Origin of the sequence: Photorhabdus akhurstii (genome assembly GCF_019090985.1) — a bacterium.
GTDB lineage: Bacteria > Pseudomonadota > Gammaproteobacteria > Enterobacterales > Enterobacteriaceae > Photorhabdus > Photorhabdus akhurstii.
In genome coordinates this window covers 246,846-262,448 of sequence record NZ_CP020335.1, presented here as the reverse complement: position 1 = coordinate 262,448, position 15,603 = coordinate 246,846, and the positions used below count along the sequence as shown (strand labels likewise).

Here is a 15,603-nt window from a genome sequence, read left to right as displayed (position 1 = left end):
CCTCGCAAGCACGTTAGTTTACATTTGACCGACAGGACAGATTATTCAAAACAGGCTACAAGAACCTGTCGTTACAAATCGTCTTTTTCGTTATAGCGGCTTACTCTTAAAGGTATTGATATGGTTTTCAACCAGTTACCGAGGAAAATATTCCATTGATTACGCTAAACTCGCCTGTATTATTATGGCTGGTCAACAGGATCAGGCCACGACCTGTAAAACCTGATGGAGTGCCATGCAATTAACGGAGATAAAAGAAACCTTATGAGAGGCCCATTGCTTGATGCCATCCCTCTGACTTCCCTGCGTGGCGTCGGGGCAAGTCAGGCCGCCAAATTAGCAAAAATAGGGCTGGTTAATTTGCAGGATCTACTGCTGCATTTCCCGCTGCGTTATGAAGACCAGACACGCCTTTATACTATTAATGATCTTTTACCGGGTATTTCCGCCACCGTCACAGGTGAAATTCTTCGTACCGATGTTGTTGTTAGTCGTCGTCGAACCCTGATCTGCAAAATGAGTGATGGCACCGGCGTGCTCACGCTGCGCTTTTTTAACTTTTCGGCGGCAATGAGAAACAATCTGGCGAAAGGGAAACAGGTTGTTGTCTATGGTGAAATCAGAAGAGGCAGTCAGGGCGCCGAAATTATTCATCCTGAGTATAAGATTCAAAATCGTACTGGAAATGTACAGCTTCAAGAGACATTAACCCCCATTTACCCGACAACAGAAGGTGTTCGTCAGGCGACGCTGCGTAATCTCATTGATCAAGCGCTGAAATTGCTGGACACCTGTGCAATCAATGAATTCCTGCCAGAAGAACTTAGCCGCTCCATGATTAGTCTGCCGCAAGCACTGCATACTTTGCACCGCCCGACACCGGATATTGCTCTGGCGGATCTGGAAACCGGCAAACATCCCGCTTATCGCCGTCTGGTTCTGGAAGAACTTTTAGCTCACCATTTGAGTATGCTAGCCGTCAGAGCCGGCGTACAACGCTATCACGCTCAGTCGCTGCCGACTGAGGACAAGTTAAAACCGCAATTCCTTAATCGCCTGCCATTTTCTCCAACTCATGCGCAACAACGAGTTGTTTCGGAAATTGAGCAGGATCTGGCAAAAGATGTCCCCATGATGCGACTGATTCAGGGCGATGTAGGTTCAGGAAAAACGCTGGTGGCCGCATTGGCTGCGTTGCGAGCCATTGCGCATGGTAAACAGGTCGCCTTGATGGCGCCGACTGAACTACTGGCAGAACAGCATGCAAATACATTTCGGCAATGGCTGGAGCCGTTGGGTATTCAGGTCGGCTGGCTGGCGGGTAAGCAAAAGGGGAAAGCGCGTCAGAAGCAACAAGAAGCCATTGCCAACGGTCAAGTCGCCATGATTGTCGGTACCCATGCCATGTTTCAGGAACAGGTGAAGTTTTCCGGTCTGGCGCTGGTGATTATTGATGAGCAACATCGGTTTGGCGTTCATCAACGTCTGGCTTTGTGGGAAAAAGGACGTGAGCAGGGTTTTCATCCTCACCAATTGATTATGACGGCCACCCCGATTCCCCGTACCTTAGCCATGACCGCTTATGCAGATCTCGATACTTCTATTATTGATGAATTACCACCGGGGAGAACGCCGGTGACGACCGTTGCGATCCCGGATACACGCCGTGAAGAGATTATCAAACGGATCAGAAACGCCTGCCTTGATGAAAATAGACAAGTCTATTGGGTCTGTACGCTAATTGAAGATTCCGATGTGCTGGAAGCTCAAGCCGCGCAAGCCACCAGTGAAGAACTTACTCTTGCTTTACCGGAACTGAAAGTCGGGCTGGTGCATGGCCGCATGAAAGCCACAGAAAAGCAGGCAGTGATGGAGGCTTTCAAGCGTGGCGAACTACAGCTTCTGGTTGCAACAACGGTTATTGAAGTGGGCGTGGATGTGCCGAATGCCAGTTTGATGGTTATTGATAACCCGGAACGGCTCGGCTTGGCGCAACTTCATCAATTACGTGGACGAGTTGGCCGTGGCGCTATCGCTTCTCATTGTGTTTTACTTTACAAAACGCCGCTGAGTAGCACTGCCAAAATACGTCTGCAAGTGCTTAGAGACAGTAACGATGGTTTTGTTATCGCACAAAAAGATCTGGAAATTCGCGGCCCCGGGGAGTTATTAGGAACACGCCAAACTGGGAATGCGGAATTTAAGGTGGCTGATTTACTAAGAGATCAGGGAATGTTGCCGGAAGTTCAGCGTATTGCCCGACATCTCCACCAGCATTATCCTGAACATGCCCGTGCCTTGATTGAACGCTGGCTACCAGAACGGGTACATTATGGTAATGCGTGATTGAGGATATATCGGAGCGTTTTTTTGTTTCTCAACGCTGTCAAAAATACAGATATCTGGTTTTATCCAATAATTAAGATGCTCTGCTATAGAGCTTTCTTTTAATTATTCCGTTTAATTGTTAATGTATTATTTCCAAAGGAATGCAAAATAGAACTACGATCATTTCTAAATTGGCACCAGCGTTACAACATATCCCCACAGAATATAAATGGTTTTTTATTATTTTCTTAAAAAATCGAATCTAATACCTCGGGTTAATTGATACGACGTGTCACCATCCGAAGCCTTTTACCAGCTAACTGGGGTAACAGGCGGTTTCGCCATTTTTTATCAAATTCAGTTGATGGTGTGTGCGGTATCAGCGCAACGTTATGCTCAAAGGTTAAAATGGGAATAGATATAAATCTATGATAGGAAATTTTAATTAATGTAACATTGAATTACTAAGTTTAAATAGTAAATATTCCTATTAACTCAATGAATTTAATTTTAAATATTTTCTTTTCGAAGTATAAAACCTTGATGGAGGTCACGCAAATAATAGTAGTTTTATTGGTTTTCTTATCTATACTTATATTTCGTTATGGTACATATTAGGATGTTTTTAAATTAGAACTAAATAAATCTACGTTGATATAATGGAGAGTTTAATATGATTTATGTCAAAAGTCTTTCAGATAATATGGTTAAAGTCGCAATTAGCAAATGGAGTAGTGACGAAGGTAATGACGAATATATTGAAATTAATAAAGGAGAGGTGGCTCAATGGAATAGATCAGATCAGCGCGGTTTTTTAATGTCAGTAGCACGAAAAGATAGTGTTACATTGTTATATTCAGTAAGATTAAACGGCTACATAATTATTTATGATAACTCAGTTGTAAATAACGGTAGCCGGATAGACTCTTTATATTCGATACCATCTGCCTAAAAAATTTATTATCGCACTAGTTTTTTTAATTTAATTTTTGTTCGCATGCCTTTTAATTTAATGGAAAATATTCATTATTGATATAGTGGAGGATTTATGATTTATGTTAAAAACCTCTCAACTGAACCGGTTAAAGTTTCGGTTAATAAATGTGGAGAGGAAAGTAGAGAGGAATATTTAGCCCTTGATTGTGAAGATGTAAATGTGTGGGATCTATCCGATACGCATGGTTTTATATTGTCAGTCATACAGAGAGGTATTGAGAAATCATATTCTGCTTCTCATAACAGTTTTATTATTATTTTTGATGATTATGTACAAGATAGCGGCACCAATATATCTCATCAAGAGAAATAAATAAGAACTTGTCATCCGATTTAATTGAATGTTAGACAAAATTAAATCACCATAATCAGGAATGGAACCTCCATTCCTGAACTATTTATACTCAACGGTTTGCTACTTTTGCCCCTAATGCTTCTTTTATGCTTGATTGATAAAGATATTTCCAGACTAGGTGCTTAGTCCCAATATTTGATGAATAAGATAATAGAAAAAATTATCGCCTGATACCTATAGGTTAATATTAAATTGTTTTTTGGTGGTTGGTTTTAGATTATTTTTATCGATAATGAGTAAAAGTTAAAATTATGAGATTTGAGCAACAGAATTTAGGGGGGATGTACATCTTTATTGCTACTCTTATTAATACGCAAACATGTAACTTAATTTACTAAGCATTAACCATAAAGCAAAAAATAAAAATCATCAAGAGAATCGTAATATATTTTCTGTTTATAAAAAAGTGAGTTATTTTGGTAATAACAGGATGGGAGAACTAATATTTCAAATGGAATAAACGATAGGCTGAACTGAGGTATTATAGCTCAGCCTTGGTTTTAGGTTTTTTAGTAATTTATAATGACAGTGGATTAATCATCATATTCACTGTGTACTATATTATCGTTATTAGTATTCCAGGCCACCATCTGACCATTCCTCCGTAAAGCTGCGAATACATTTTTTGATGCACTTAGGCTAACGATATCTTGTAATCGGGCTATTCCGGGAGGAACCTGGACGTTAGAGCCAGGGATTTTTTCATTATAATCACCCATTTGGTATCCCCAAGTAACCACGCTACCGTTCGCCCGTAGGGCAGCGAAAGCATCCTTTGCTGCACTCAGGCTAACAATATCCTTTAATTTGGCGATTTCGGGTGGAACACTGATATTACCCCAGGAGACCACGCTGCGGTCTGCCCGTAGAGCTGTGAATGAGCTTCCTATATTATATGAGCCTATTGCTGAATGTAGGCTGATGATATCCTTTAATGCGGCAATTTCGGGTGGAATTACACCTCCTGAACTACTATCCCCCCAGGCAACTACGCTACGGTCTGCTCGCAAGGCAGCAAATGCCCTCTTTCCTGCACTTATATTGACAATATCCCGTAATGTGGCAATCTCTGGAGGAACTTGGCGGCCATAGCCGCCATAGCCGCCATAACGTTCATCTCCCCAAGCAACCACGCTACCGTTCGCACGCAGAGCTGCGGACGCGAGATTGTTTGCACTTATGCTGACAATATCTTGCCATTTTGCAATTTCAGGGGGCATAGGATAGCTACCCCATGTGACTACACGGAAGTTTGCTCGCCGGGCAATGAAAGTATTACCTATTGAACTCAGACTGATAATATCCTGTAATTGGGCAATTTTAGATGGGACTTGGCCGCCATAGTCCTGATCTCCCCAAACAACCACGCTACCGTTCGCCCGTAGAGCAGCGAAAGCACCATCTGTTGCGCTTAGGCTGACTACATCCTGTAATCGGACAATATCATCCGGAACTTGGCCGCCATAAGCGACCACGCTACGGTTTGCCCGTAGAGCAGCGAAAGTACTATTTGTTGCACTTAGGCTGACGATATCCTGTAATCGGGCAATATTATCCGGAACTTGGCCGCCATACCACGAATTTCCCCAAGCGACCACGCTACGGTCTGCCCGCAGGCCAGAGAATGCATAATTTGTTGCACTCAGGTTGACGATATCCCGTAATTTGGCAATTTCTGGCGGTACACGGAGTCTCTCCCAAGCGATCACACTGCCATTTTGTAATAACATAGCAGTTGAGTCGTAAGTAGAAGTGATGGAGATCTTGTTGTCAGAGTTACTATGTATTCCAATCCCAGATTGCGGGAATAGGTTGTTTGATGAGAACTCGTTATTTTGTTTCATATTATTATCCTAACAAGGTTATATCGGATTTACCTTACTCACAGGGAGTCTGTACCGTAAAACCTCTGCTTAATGGATTAATTAATTGTTATATTCATTATGCAATTTATTATCATTAGCCGATCCCCAACCAACTCTCTGACCATCAGCTCTCAATACTGTAAATGAGTTTCTTGATGCGCTTAGGCTAACGATATCTCGTAACCGAGCTATCCCAAGTGGGACTTGATTGCCTTGATTACCGTGATCATTGTCTGAATAATTGCCATATCCCCAAGCGACTACACTGCCGTCCATCCGTAGAGCTGCAAATGCGGTTTCTGTCGCGCTGATACTGACAATATCCTGCAATGCGGCAATTTCTGGTGGGGTTTTGATATCATCACCTCCCCAGACGACCACACTACGGTTTGCCCGCAGGGCCGCGAAAGCGCTCGATGTTGTACACAGACTGACGATATCCTGTAATTGGGCAATTTCCGGCGGAATACTGCCACCCGAAGATTGGTCGCCCCAAGCAACAACACTGTGATTTGCCCGTAGGGCTGCAAAAGCAAAATTTGTGGCGCTTAGACTGACAATATCCCGCAATTGAGCTATTTCTGGCGGGATTTGAGTACCTGAGTTCTTGAACCCCCAAGCGACAACACTGCGGTTCGACCGTAGAGCTGCGAAAGCAGAAACTATTGCACTGATACTGACAATATCCTGCAATTTAGCTATTTCTGGCGGAACTTGACCGCCCCAATTTTTAATTCCCCAAGCGACCACGCTGCGATTTGCCCGCAGGGCAGTAAATGCGCTTATTGTTGAACTCAGGCTGGTAATATCCTGCAATTGGGCAATTTCATCAGGTATTTTACCGCCATAAAATTCATCTCCCCAGGCAACTATGCTACCGTTTGCCCGAAGGGCCACGAAAGCAGAACCTGTTGCCTTTAAACTGATAATATCCTGTAATTGGGCAATTTCTGGCGGAATTTCACCACCATTACCTTCGTTTTCATTTCCCCAGGCAACCACACTACGGTTTTTCCGCAGAGCAGCGAAAGCGTCATCGGTTGCACTTAGACTAACGATATCCTGCAATTCGGCAATATCGGGCGGGATTTGACTACTAGGGTCATTTCCCCAAGCTATCACTCTGCCACTTGGTAATAACATGGCGGTTGCCCCTCTGGTAGAAGCGATAGAAGTATTATTCTCAGAGGCGCTACTCCTGTCCGGTTGCCAATATTGCTTGATAGGATTACCTTCGGCATCCATGCTTGGTGATGGCTCGTTATTTTGATTCATATTATTCTCCTAATGATGGTGATATCGGATTAACCTTCTTACCCACAGGGGAATCTATGCCATAAAACCTATCCCTTGCGGGTTAAGCTGAATTTCTACTGCAATTTAGTACTAACTATTCTTTGATGAAGAAGATAATAGAAAAAAATTATCGACTGACAATTATAGGTTAATACTAAATTGATTTTTTGGTAGTTGGTTTTAGATTATTTTTTATCGATAAAGCGTAAAAATTAAAATTATGAGACTTGGGCAACAGAATTTAGGGGGAATGTACATCCTTATTGCTACTTTTATTAATACGCATACATGTAACTTAATCTACTAAGTATTATCTGTAAAGCAAAGAATAAAAATCACCAAAAGGGGCACAATATATTTTCTATTTATAAAGAAATGAGTTACTTTGTTTCTTTAGGATTTACATTAAAAACTATTTCGTAGAGAGCGGGAGTGATAAAATTTAAAGTGAATATTCCATAGGTTGAATTATTATATTTTTCTCAACCATTGGTTAATAACCGACAATAACAAAATAATACTTAATAGATTAACTAAATCGAGAGAGCAATACCCATTCATTATCGACATTCAGAATGATCTATTAGACGATTATGATTCACGGACAATATTACAAAGTCAGTGACAACGGTAGCAAAGAGCAAGTTAAAAGCTGCGGATATCGTCTGTGTGACGAAATGTCGCAGGTCATCTTAAAGCATTAAGCAATAGTAAATGCGGGGCTACGCCAGCCCTGCATTTGTTGGCAGTTATCGCAGCTACCCGGCCACTACCCCTTTTAATTGAGAGCATAAAAAAGTCTGGGGCGCTTTTTTACGCTCTCCATCTCCTGCTGGGAGATCCGCTGTCACCATGTCACGGCGTTTGCTGCGTCGCGTGTTTCACTCGCAAAATTTCGACGGTGCGCGCCTCGTCCAGCACGCGATAAAAAATAATGTAGTTCCGATGCGCGACCAGCTCGCGCACATAATCCGGCAGGCCGGGCCGCCCGGTGCGGCCAAGCTCCGGGTGCTGCGCAAGCGGCAAAGTCTTGTCGCGTAGCTCCTGACCGAAGCTGCGCGCCCTGGTCGGGTTGTCTTTGCCTATGTATCGAACAATGGCGCGCAAATCCTCGCGGGCCTTCGGTCGCCACTCGATGCGGTAAGGGGTCTTTGCTTTCGCCATAAATCAGCCAGCCGCGCTCAAGCGCGCTTCCTTTTGGCGGGCTTGTGTTCGGCGGCCAAGGCGGCAATATCAGCGTCCATCTCGGCCATAACCTCATCGTGTGAAAGATTCGGGCGCGGGTCGTCGATAGCATCCTGAATCTCGGCGGCCAGCCACTCCGAGTAGGCGGCGGCTTGGTGGGCCTTACGCATTGCCTCGGCCCGGCCACGATTGCCAGCGGTTTCTTCTTTCTCGTCCGGGTTCCACTCACTGGCGTCGAACTGGCCGATGGTGATGCCTACGTCGCGCAACACTTTCAGGGCGGCAATGGGGTTGCCGAAACGGCGCGGCTCCTGGCTGCGGGCCTTCGCCAGCAAAGCGGCGACACCGCTGCGGGTTGCGATCTGCACAAGGAAGGTTCCGCCCTGCCCTTTCAGGGTCACACCTTCCACGCCGCCGGAATCGCTTGCGGCGCGTAGCTGCTCAATGGTCATGCTTTTCATGATTCACTCCTTATAGGGTGATGAAAGTAACAGGGTTGATTGTGCATGTTTCCTAGGAAACGCGCAATCACCTAGACAAAAAAGGTTGGACAACATTTAATGGACATTAAGCTCCGTTCACCAAACGGAGCTTAAGAACACCACCTCCCCAGACTATCTCGCCAGAAACGCTCTCACTTGACGAGCGGGTACCCAAAAGTCATCTTGGCTGGCGGTTGGCTATTTTGATGACTGGTAGCTCCATGCACTTTTAACCATAATAGCTATTCGAACCATTTTAGCAAAATCCGCCGTAAACCCTCGCCCAATGCGGGCGGTGATATAAGGCGAAAAGCCCGCAGGGCTTTCAGGTTATTAACCATCACGTTCACTGGCAGCCCGGGGGGGACACGGCCAAAAAAAGCGGTTAAAATACATAAACTATCCCGATGAGCGCTGATGATGTTAAGAGCCACCAAAGTCCGCATTTACCCGACACCCGAACAGGCTGATTATCTCAATGCTCAGTTCGGTGCGGTCCGTTTCGCGTACAACAAGGCGCTCCACATTAAGAAGCACGCTTATCAACGCCACGGGGTGAACCTCAGCCCGCGTAAAGACCTCAAACCCTTACTGTCAGTGGCGAAAAAATCCCGCCGGTATGCCTGGCTCAAAGCGTATGATTCCATCGCCTTGCAGCAGGCGGTGATTAACCTCGATATGGCGTTTTCCCACTTTTTTAATCCGAAGCTGAAAGCGCGCTTCCCGACATTCAAACGCAAGCATGGCAGGCAGTCCAGCTATCATTGTGTCGGGGTGAAGGTGTTGGACGGGGCAATAAAAATACCCAAATTATCGCCGATAGAAGCCCGTCTGCACCGTGAAATGACCGGAGAGGTGAAAAGCATGACCCTGAGCCGTTCAGCCACCGGTAAATACTACGCCTCGATACTCTGTGATGACGGCATGGCCGCGCCCGCGAAACCCGCTTTGATAACCCAGATGACAGGTCTGGATATGGGATTGTCTCACTACGCTGTCAAATCCAGCGGAGATAAGATGGCCAATCCCCGTCATCTTATCAATGCCGGCCGTAATCTGAGGCGTAAACAGAAGGCCCTCTCCCGGAAACAAAAAGGCAGCGCCAACCGCGGTAAAGCACGACAGAGGCTTGCCGCCGTACACGAGCGGGTAGCGAATGCCCGCGCCGATTTTCAACACAAACTGTCTCGTTCAATGGTTGACGAAAACCAAGCGATAATTGTTGAGACGCTGAAATCGGCCAACATGATGAAGAATCCCAGGCTGGCTCGCGCTATCGGCGATGCGGGCTGGCATGGCTTCATCAAGAAACTCGAATACAAAGCCGCAGAGAAAGGGGTTCATCTGGTGAAGCTGGATCAGTGGTTCGCCAGTTCGAAAACCTGCCATTGCTGCGGTTACAAAATGCTGGAAATGCCGCTGCGTAAGCGGCTCTGGCAATGCCCTTTCTGTCGAGTCGAACATGACCGCGATATCAATGCGGCGCTCAACATCCAGCGCAAGGGCATAACAGAATTACAGGCGGCGGGACTCGTCGTCTCTGCCCACGGAGGCCAGCGTAAATCCGTCATAAAGACGGTGGCGGCCTGAGAAGTGGGAAGCCTCGCCGTTTTTACGGCGGGGAGCAGTCACTAAGCATGGTAAGTTACAGAATTTAAAAGCCGTTCTGGCTGAATCTATTGCACAAGCTTATCGTGGCGAATTACATAGTATTGATGATGTATTTGCGCCGTTGACGGTTGATGAACTTGAGGGTAAGGCTTAGGGATAAGTGTCCGGTTTACGAAGAAAGCCAGAGAGCATATTCGTGCAATCAAACTCTATTCTATGCGCCGATGGGGGGCGAATGTCGCGGAAGCTTATTCAACTTCGTTACGTGTGACTATGACGGAAATTCTTGCTCGTCACCCATCCCCCGGTCGTGATCGCAGTGAGGATCTTTATTTTGGTGTGCTGAGTTTCCCCGGCTTAAGTGAGTTATCCGAGCGCCGTTTTCCTCAGAAACCTGAATCCCGGCTGGAGGTCAGGAAGAGTTGTTTTGCAGAACGAGGGAAATTCAAAAAAATCCCTCGATCTTCATCGGGGGATTTGTATAGGAAAGACAACAGATCTCGGGGATTATTTTGTTAAAACTGACAAACAAGAGCTATATCAAGGCAATTTCGTTGATAATCATCCCAAAAACCTGGGGGATGAGCCTCAATATCGCTTTCTAACAACATGGGTTTTTGCCATCTAAATTGTTTGAACCCTGCCTTTTGGATCGCTGCTTGATATTGTTCACGACTCCAACGATACATAGTGAAAGGGCTAGGGGGTGTGGTAAGAAATTCAGCTTTCACGAGAGTGGTGTCTTTCACCGGCTCTTCACTCAAAACTTTTATACAATAATTCTCATAATTCCCTTTCTCTAATCGATAATCAGGTTCAAAGGTATACGCAATTAGTTTACCGGAAGGCTTGAGATGAGCGGCAATGACACGGAACATAGTTTCAAGGTCTTCAAGAGATTCTGCATGGCAAAATAACCAGGCTGCATTAACTATGTCAAATTTGCCAAATGACTCCGACTCCATCTTGCAGACATTTCTTACGTGAAATTCGATATCGTCACCGTATTGTTGTGATTTGCTTTTCGCAATCGCTATCATGTTTTCTGATATATCGACTCCAATGACTTTCGACGCGCCACGATTTCTGTATTCTCGACTAAAGAGGCCATATCCACAGGCTAAATCCAACACTGATTTCCCGTGTATATCCCCTGCCAGATCGAAGATAGTTCTGATTTCTACTTTGATATGGTCAGTAGCATCTGAAAAGCTCTCGTAAAGATGTGCAATAGGGTCATATAAAGCGTTATCTTTCATGTTGTTATCCTTAGCTAAAGGCCAAAATACTCTATTTATCGAAGAAATATATTATTTAGTACGAATTAATAATTACTGAAAGTTTTTCTCTTGTTATAAATAAGATTCCAAAATAGCGCCACATCTTACATCACTCATAATTCCACCTATAACAATAGGTTAGTAAATTCTCGCGTAGCAGAATTATGAAACGTTATTTATATTAATGCGTTAGCGATGAATTAGATATAATTTTTTAATGCTGGTTGATTTTTGGATAAATATGAGGAAATAAGATAAATATAAAACACCTATGATATGTTTTGTGGAAACTATTATTCTTATCATATATAGGATCTTAAGAATTAAGTCTTTCAAAACACGCTTTAGGGGGTAGAGACATATTTTTCTATCCATTACGTCATGGCAAATCTCGCCAATATTTTGACGAATTCGACAAAGGCGGCTTTACGCAAAAAAGATTGTTGCGCGACACTCGATATGCGTTATAACGCCTCTCGTAACGCAATAGGGCGCAAACAATAATTATATGCCGTCCCATCCGGGGCGCTACATCTCTGACGAGATGAAGCATTTAAATATTAGTCTTAGAGTGCTTGCACGTGCGCTTGATGTCTCTCCGTCAACTATTCGGCGTGTGGTTGAAGGTAGCGCAGCGGTAACGCCAAGAATGGCGGTGCGTTTAGCCAACGTGATCGGCAGTACGCCGGAAATGTGGCTGAGACTCCAGGAAGCGCATAGCCTGGCGCAAGCTAAACAGGAAATAGATTTAACTCGTCTAACGCGCCTGTTTACGCCAGTACAGCACCCGCATCATGTTTAATGATGAAAGCGCTGAGGAATACCCATAATTAGACAGAAAGGTAAGAGGTGAAATTATGATTGAAACACTAAAAATTCCCGCTCATCAACCTACCAGTGTGGGCGCTATGCTCAAAGAAGAATTTCTGGAACCCTTGGGTATCACCCAGGGCGAACTGGCAAAAGCTATGGGCGTAGGCCGGAAGACCGTCAATGAGCTGTGCGGTGGTCGGCGTGGAGTGACTGCGGAAACAGCCTTTTTGCTGGCAAAGGTTTTGGGAACCACACCGGAGTTTTGGCTTAACCTCCAGTTCATCAATGACATGTGGCTGGCTCAACATAATGAAGTTTTGGCTGACAAATTGGAACACGCGCAGCCCTTGGTGGCCGCCTAGTTGCGAATATATTGCGTTGTATTGTCGTTTTGACGCTAAAATAAATAATGATCAAAGAACACAAAGACAATACTGCACCAACTACATAGCTGGCGCAGTACCTTGCTAATTTATCCCTACACAGCAGGGAATACCGGCAGTAGCAGATAGAGTTTAATCACAATCGCGTTAACGATATCGATAAAGAATGCCCCGACCATCGGCACCACCAGAAACGCCACATGGGATGGCCCAAAGCGATCGGTAATCGCCTGCATGTTCGCAATAGCGGTAGGTGTCGCTCCTAAACCGAAACCACAGTGACCCGCCGCCAGAACCGCTGCATCATAGTTTTTACCCATCACCCGATAGGTGACAAAAATTGCATACAGCGCCATCACGATAGCCTGGATGGTGAGAATGACCAGCATCGGTAATGCCAGCGATGCCATCTGCCACAATTTCAGGCTCATTAACGCCATTGCCAGAAATAGGGAAAGGCTCACGTTACCCAGTACAGACACCGCTCGGTCAAAAACTCGGTAAAAACCTAGCACCGATAGACTGTTACTGAGGATAACCCCGATAAATAACACACAGACGAATGTCGGTAATTCAAACCATGTACCTTGCAGAAATTCAGACACAAAATTACCGGCCATCAAACAAATAGCAATCAGTGCGATCGTTTCCAGCATCACTAACGCTGTGATCATCCGCCCGGTATAAGGTTTTTCAAATGCCGTCGGCAGTTCGGTATCATCGCCCCTTAGTCCTGGAGTTTTTGTATTTCTCACCAGGAAACGAGCGACCGGGCCACCAATCAAACCACCCAGTACTAAACCGAAAGTCGCACAAGCCATCGCCACTTCTGTTGCATTTTCAAAACCATAACGCTCACTAAACAGCTTACCCCAAGCTGCGCCTGTACCGTGACCGCCAGACAGCGTAACAGAACCCGCCAACAGGCCCATTAATGGGTCCAGACCTAACAGTTCAGCCAGAGCGATACCCACCGTGTTCTGAACCAGCAGCAAGCCAACAACGACGAAAACAAACGTGAACAGGACCTTACCACCCGCTCTCAGGCTGGCAAGATTGGCATTCAAGCCGATAGTGGCGAAGAAAGTTAACATCAAAGGGTCTTTAAGAGATAAATCAAAGTTGATTTCCCAGCCTGTTGTTTGTTTAACCGCTAAAAGAATCAGAGCAACTAACAGGCCACCCGCGACAGGTTCAGGAATGGTGTATTTTTCAAGAAATGGGACTGATTGTACAAGTTTGCGTCCAAGTAATAGTACTAATGCAGACGCAACGAGCGTGCCATAAACATCAAGATGATACATCTATGTACCCCAGCTATATTGTTAAAATTATGTAAGTTATTACGACGTTATACTCATCCTTTAGAGAACGCCAAAAGCAGGCAACGCTGGATTAGAAAAAAAATCTGCAACAAACACAAGTTAAAACATATAAAAATGTGACCAGAGCGAATCACAGCAGCTAACAGGATTTTTAAGCAAACGATTGCTTTTACACAATTGATCATTAAAATGCGTTCTTTGTCAGCCCGGAATTTCACACCATGCTTAGCTCATCCCCCGAACAAGCGGCAACAATACCCCCGAAAAAACCAACTAGTGAATTGATTTATCGCTTAGAAGATCGGCCACCGTTGCCACAAACGTTGTTTGCTGCCTGTCAGCATTTACTGGCAATGTTTGTCGCGGTCATCACGCCAGCAATCTTGATCTGCCAAGCGCTAGGGTTGCCTGCTCACGATACGCAGCGGATTATCAGTATGTCTCTGTTTGCTTCAGGATTGGCATCATTAATTCAGATTCGAACTTGGGGGCCTGTCGGTTCTGGTTTGCTTTCCATCCAAGGGACCAGTTTTAACTTTGTTTCCCCCTTGATTATGGGCGGGCTGGCATTAAAAAACGGCGGGACCGACATTCCTACCATGATGGCAGCGTTATTCGGTACTTTGATGGCGGCATCCGTTACCGAAATTCTGTTATCCCGCGTATTGCATCTGGCCCGGAGAATTATCACCCCGTTGGTTTCCGGTGTTGTGGTGATGATTATCGGTTTGTCTCTGATTCAGGTTGGATTGACCTCTATCGGCGGTGGATTCTCTGCTATCGAAAATCACACTTTTGGCTCTCCAGAGAATCTGTTTCTGGCTGGTGTTGTGTTGGCAGTCATTGTTTTGTTGAACCGCCAGCGTAATCCTTATCTGCGTGTCGCTTCTCTGGTGATTGCAATGGCGGTCGGTTATGTTGTCGCCTGGCTAATGGGTATGCTGCCGCCAGCAACGGTACAGGAAAATAGTTCACTCATGACAATTCCCGCACCACTCTATTATGGTCTTTCCTTTGACTGGAATCTGCTTATCCCGTTGATGCTGATTTTTATGGTGACTTCACTGGAAACCATCGGCGATATTACCGCGACGTCTGATGTTTCCGAGCAACCAGTCAGCGGCCCTCTATATATGAAGCGTATTAAAGGCGGTGTTTTAGCTAATGGGCTAAATTCTATGCTTTCCGCCGTATTTAATACCTTCCCAAATTCTTGTTTTGGGCAGAATAACGGGGTTATCCAATTAACCGGCGTCGCCAGCCGTCGTGTAGGTTATGCCGTGGCGCTGATGTTGACGCTGTTGGGTCTATTTCCTGCGGTGGCAGGATTTGTGCAACAGATCCCTGAACCGGTATTGGGCGGCGCCACTATCGTGATGTTCGGTACAATTGCCGCGTCTGGTGTCCGTATCGTTTCCAGAGAGGCACTTAACCGCCGGGCAATTATGATTATCGCGCTATCTTTAGCGGTTGGTATGGGCGTCGCCCAACAACCGCTAATTTTACAGTTCGCTCCAGACTGGCTGAAAACGTTACTCTCTTCCGGTATTGCTGCCGGTGGTTTGACAGCGATCACTCTTAATCTGGTGTTTCCTCAGGAAAAATAATCTTTTTAAAATCCGATATCGAATTACACATCATCAATTCATCACGCACGTATAAATCACCATCGCGCGTGATGATG

15 protein-coding genes are annotated in these 15,603 nt (G+C 45.2%); 8 read left to right on the top strand and 7 right to left on the bottom strand.

All coding sequences use genetic code 11. The features are described from left to right. Window positions 1–264: 264 nt before the first annotated feature. The 3 genes from recG to B0X70_RS01115 all read left to right on the top strand — a co-directional run bounded on the left by recG (window position 265) and on the right by B0X70_RS01115 (window position 3,637). Entirely contained in the window at window positions 265–2,346 is a 2,082-nt protein-coding gene (gene recG / locus B0X70_RS01125) for an ATP-dependent DNA helicase RecG (RefSeq protein ID WP_217470687.1), read from the top strand. 655 nt (window positions 2,347–3,001) lie between these two features. Further along, window positions 3,002–3,280, top strand: coding sequence for a hypothetical protein (locus B0X70_RS01120; RefSeq protein ID WP_214040102.1), 279 nt, complete (start codon window positions 3,002–3,004; stop codon window positions 3,278–3,280). Between the two features lie 96 nt (window positions 3,281–3,376). Further along, window positions 3,377–3,637: a hypothetical protein gene (locus B0X70_RS01115; RefSeq protein ID WP_046395291.1), complete on the top strand. Its 261-nt coding sequence runs from the start codon at window positions 3,377–3,379 to the stop codon at window positions 3,635–3,637. A gap of 575 nt (window positions 3,638–4,212) precedes the next feature. Here B0X70_RS01115 and B0X70_RS01110 read toward each other — a convergent pair. The 5 genes from B0X70_RS01110 to B0X70_RS01090 all read right to left on the bottom strand — a co-directional run bounded on the left by B0X70_RS01110 (window position 4,213) and on the right by B0X70_RS01090 (window position 8,953). After that, window positions 4,213–5,523, bottom strand: a complete 1,311-nt coding sequence (locus tag B0X70_RS01110) for an RCC1 domain-containing protein (RefSeq protein ID WP_217470686.1) — start codon at window positions 5,521–5,523, stop codon at window positions 4,213–4,215. An 81-nt stretch (window positions 5,524–5,604) separates the two neighbouring features. Beyond that, window positions 5,605–6,819, bottom strand: a complete 1,215-nt coding sequence (locus tag B0X70_RS01105; RefSeq protein WP_217470685.1) for an RCC1 domain-containing protein — start codon at window positions 6,817–6,819, stop codon at window positions 5,605–5,607. 876 nt (window positions 6,820–7,695) lie between these two features. Further along, window positions 7,696–8,004 (bottom strand): type II toxin-antitoxin system RelE/ParE family toxin, encoded by a 309-nt coding sequence (locus B0X70_RS01100; protein WP_036813791.1) that lies wholly within the window; start codon window positions 8,002–8,004, stop codon window positions 7,696–7,698. Between the two features lie 17 nt (window positions 8,005–8,021). Continuing rightward, window positions 8,022–8,486 carry an antitoxin PaaA2 family protein gene (locus tag B0X70_RS01095; RefSeq protein ID WP_217470684.1) on the bottom strand — a complete coding sequence of 155 codons (465 nt, stop codon included), beginning with the start codon at window positions 8,484–8,486 and terminating at the stop codon, window positions 8,022–8,024. Between the two features lie 263 nt (window positions 8,487–8,749). After that, complete coding sequence (locus B0X70_RS01090; protein ID WP_217471810.1) at window positions 8,750–8,953, bottom strand: hypothetical protein; 204 nt, start codon at window positions 8,951–8,953, stop codon at window positions 8,750–8,752. On the opposite strand from B0X70_RS01090, the gene B0X70_RS01085 reads away from it, so the two are divergent. Beyond that, window positions 8,928–10,097 (top strand): RNA-guided endonuclease InsQ/TnpB family protein, encoded by a 1,170-nt coding sequence (locus B0X70_RS01085; RefSeq protein WP_217471640.1) that lies wholly within the window; start codon window positions 8,928–8,930, stop codon window positions 10,095–10,097. The two genes, B0X70_RS01090 and B0X70_RS01085, sit on opposite strands and share 26 nt — an antisense overlap. Before the next feature lie 177 nt (window positions 10,098–10,274). Then, window positions 10,275–10,637, top strand: coding sequence for a type II toxin-antitoxin system RelE/ParE family toxin (locus B0X70_RS01080; RefSeq protein ID WP_217471639.1), 363 nt, complete (start codon window positions 10,275–10,277; stop codon window positions 10,635–10,637). Here B0X70_RS01080 and B0X70_RS01075 read toward each other — a convergent pair. Continuing rightward, entirely contained in the window at window positions 10,634–11,377 is a 744-nt protein-coding gene (locus B0X70_RS01075) for a class I SAM-dependent DNA methyltransferase (protein ID WP_036813781.1), read from the bottom strand. The two genes, B0X70_RS01080 and B0X70_RS01075, sit on opposite strands and share 4 nt — an antisense overlap. 529 nt (window positions 11,378–11,906) lie before the next feature. On the opposite strand from B0X70_RS01075, the gene B0X70_RS01070 reads away from it, so the two are divergent. Together B0X70_RS01070 and B0X70_RS01065 are read left to right on the top strand one after the other, a co-directional pair. Continuing rightward, entirely contained in the window at window positions 11,907–12,200 is a 294-nt protein-coding gene (locus B0X70_RS01070) for a HigA family addiction module antitoxin (RefSeq protein WP_217470683.1), read from the top strand. 55 nt (window positions 12,201–12,255) lie between these two features. Then, window positions 12,256–12,573 carry a HigA family addiction module antitoxin gene (locus B0X70_RS01065; RefSeq protein ID WP_217470682.1) on the top strand — a complete coding sequence of 106 codons (318 nt, stop codon included), beginning with the start codon at window positions 12,256–12,258 and terminating at the stop codon, window positions 12,571–12,573. 116 nt (window positions 12,574–12,689) lie between these two features. Here B0X70_RS01065 and gltS read toward each other — a convergent pair whose 3' ends face one another. Next, window positions 12,690–13,898, bottom strand: a complete 1,209-nt coding sequence (gltS, locus tag B0X70_RS01060) for a sodium/glutamate symporter (protein ID WP_217470681.1) — start codon at window positions 13,896–13,898, stop codon at window positions 12,690–12,692. Window positions 13,899–14,140: 242 nt separating this feature from the next. Here gltS and B0X70_RS01055 point away from each other — a divergent pair, with 242 nt between their 5' ends. After that, window positions 14,141–15,526 carry a uracil-xanthine permease family protein gene (locus B0X70_RS01055; protein ID WP_217470680.1) on the top strand — a complete coding sequence of 462 codons (1,386 nt, stop codon included), beginning with the start codon at window positions 14,141–14,143 and terminating at the stop codon, window positions 15,524–15,526. The last annotated feature ends 77 nt before the right edge of the window (window positions 15,527–15,603 follow it).

Coding starts and splice junctions, on each gene's coding strand:
- recG (WP_217470687.1), top strand. CDS start 265: ATGAGAGGCCCATTGCTTGATGCCATCCCTCTGACTTCCCTGCGTGGC.
- B0X70_RS01120 (WP_214040102.1), top strand. CDS start 3,002: ATGATTTATGTCAAAAGTCTTTCAGATAATATGGTTAAAGTCGCAATT.
- B0X70_RS01115 (WP_046395291.1), top strand. CDS start 3,377: ATGATTTATGTTAAAAACCTCTCAACTGAACCGGTTAAAGTTTCGGTT.
- B0X70_RS01110 (WP_217470686.1), bottom strand. CDS start 5,523: ATGAAACAAAATAACGAGTTCTCATCAAACAACCTATTCCCGCAATCT.
- B0X70_RS01105 (WP_217470685.1), bottom strand. CDS start 6,819: ATGAATCAAAATAACGAGCCATCACCAAGCATGGATGCCGAAGGTAAT.
- B0X70_RS01100 (WP_036813791.1), bottom strand. CDS start 8,004: ATGGCGAAAGCAAAGACCCCTTACCGCATCGAGTGGCGACCGAAGGCC.
- B0X70_RS01095 (WP_217470684.1), bottom strand. CDS start 8,486: ATGAAAAGCATGACCATTGAGCAGCTACGCGCCGCAAGCGATTCCGGC.
- B0X70_RS01085 (WP_217471640.1), top strand. CDS start 8,928: ATGTTAAGAGCCACCAAAGTCCGCATTTACCCGACACCCGAACAGGCT.
- B0X70_RS01090 (WP_217471810.1), bottom strand. CDS start 8,953: ATGCGGACTTTGGTGGCTCTTAACATCATCAGCGCTCATCGGGATAGT.
- B0X70_RS01075 (WP_036813781.1), bottom strand. CDS start 11,377: ATGAAAGATAACGCTTTATATGACCCTATTGCACATCTTTACGAGAGC.
- B0X70_RS01070 (WP_217470683.1), top strand. CDS start 11,907: ATGCCGTCCCATCCGGGGCGCTACATCTCTGACGAGATGAAGCATTTA.
- B0X70_RS01065 (WP_217470682.1), top strand. CDS start 12,256: ATGATTGAAACACTAAAAATTCCCGCTCATCAACCTACCAGTGTGGGC.
- gltS (WP_217470681.1), bottom strand. CDS start 13,898: ATGTATCATCTTGATGTTTATGGCACGCTCGTTGCGTCTGCATTAGTA.
- B0X70_RS01055 (WP_217470680.1), top strand. CDS start 14,141: ATGCTTAGCTCATCCCCCGAACAAGCGGCAACAATACCCCCGAAAAAA.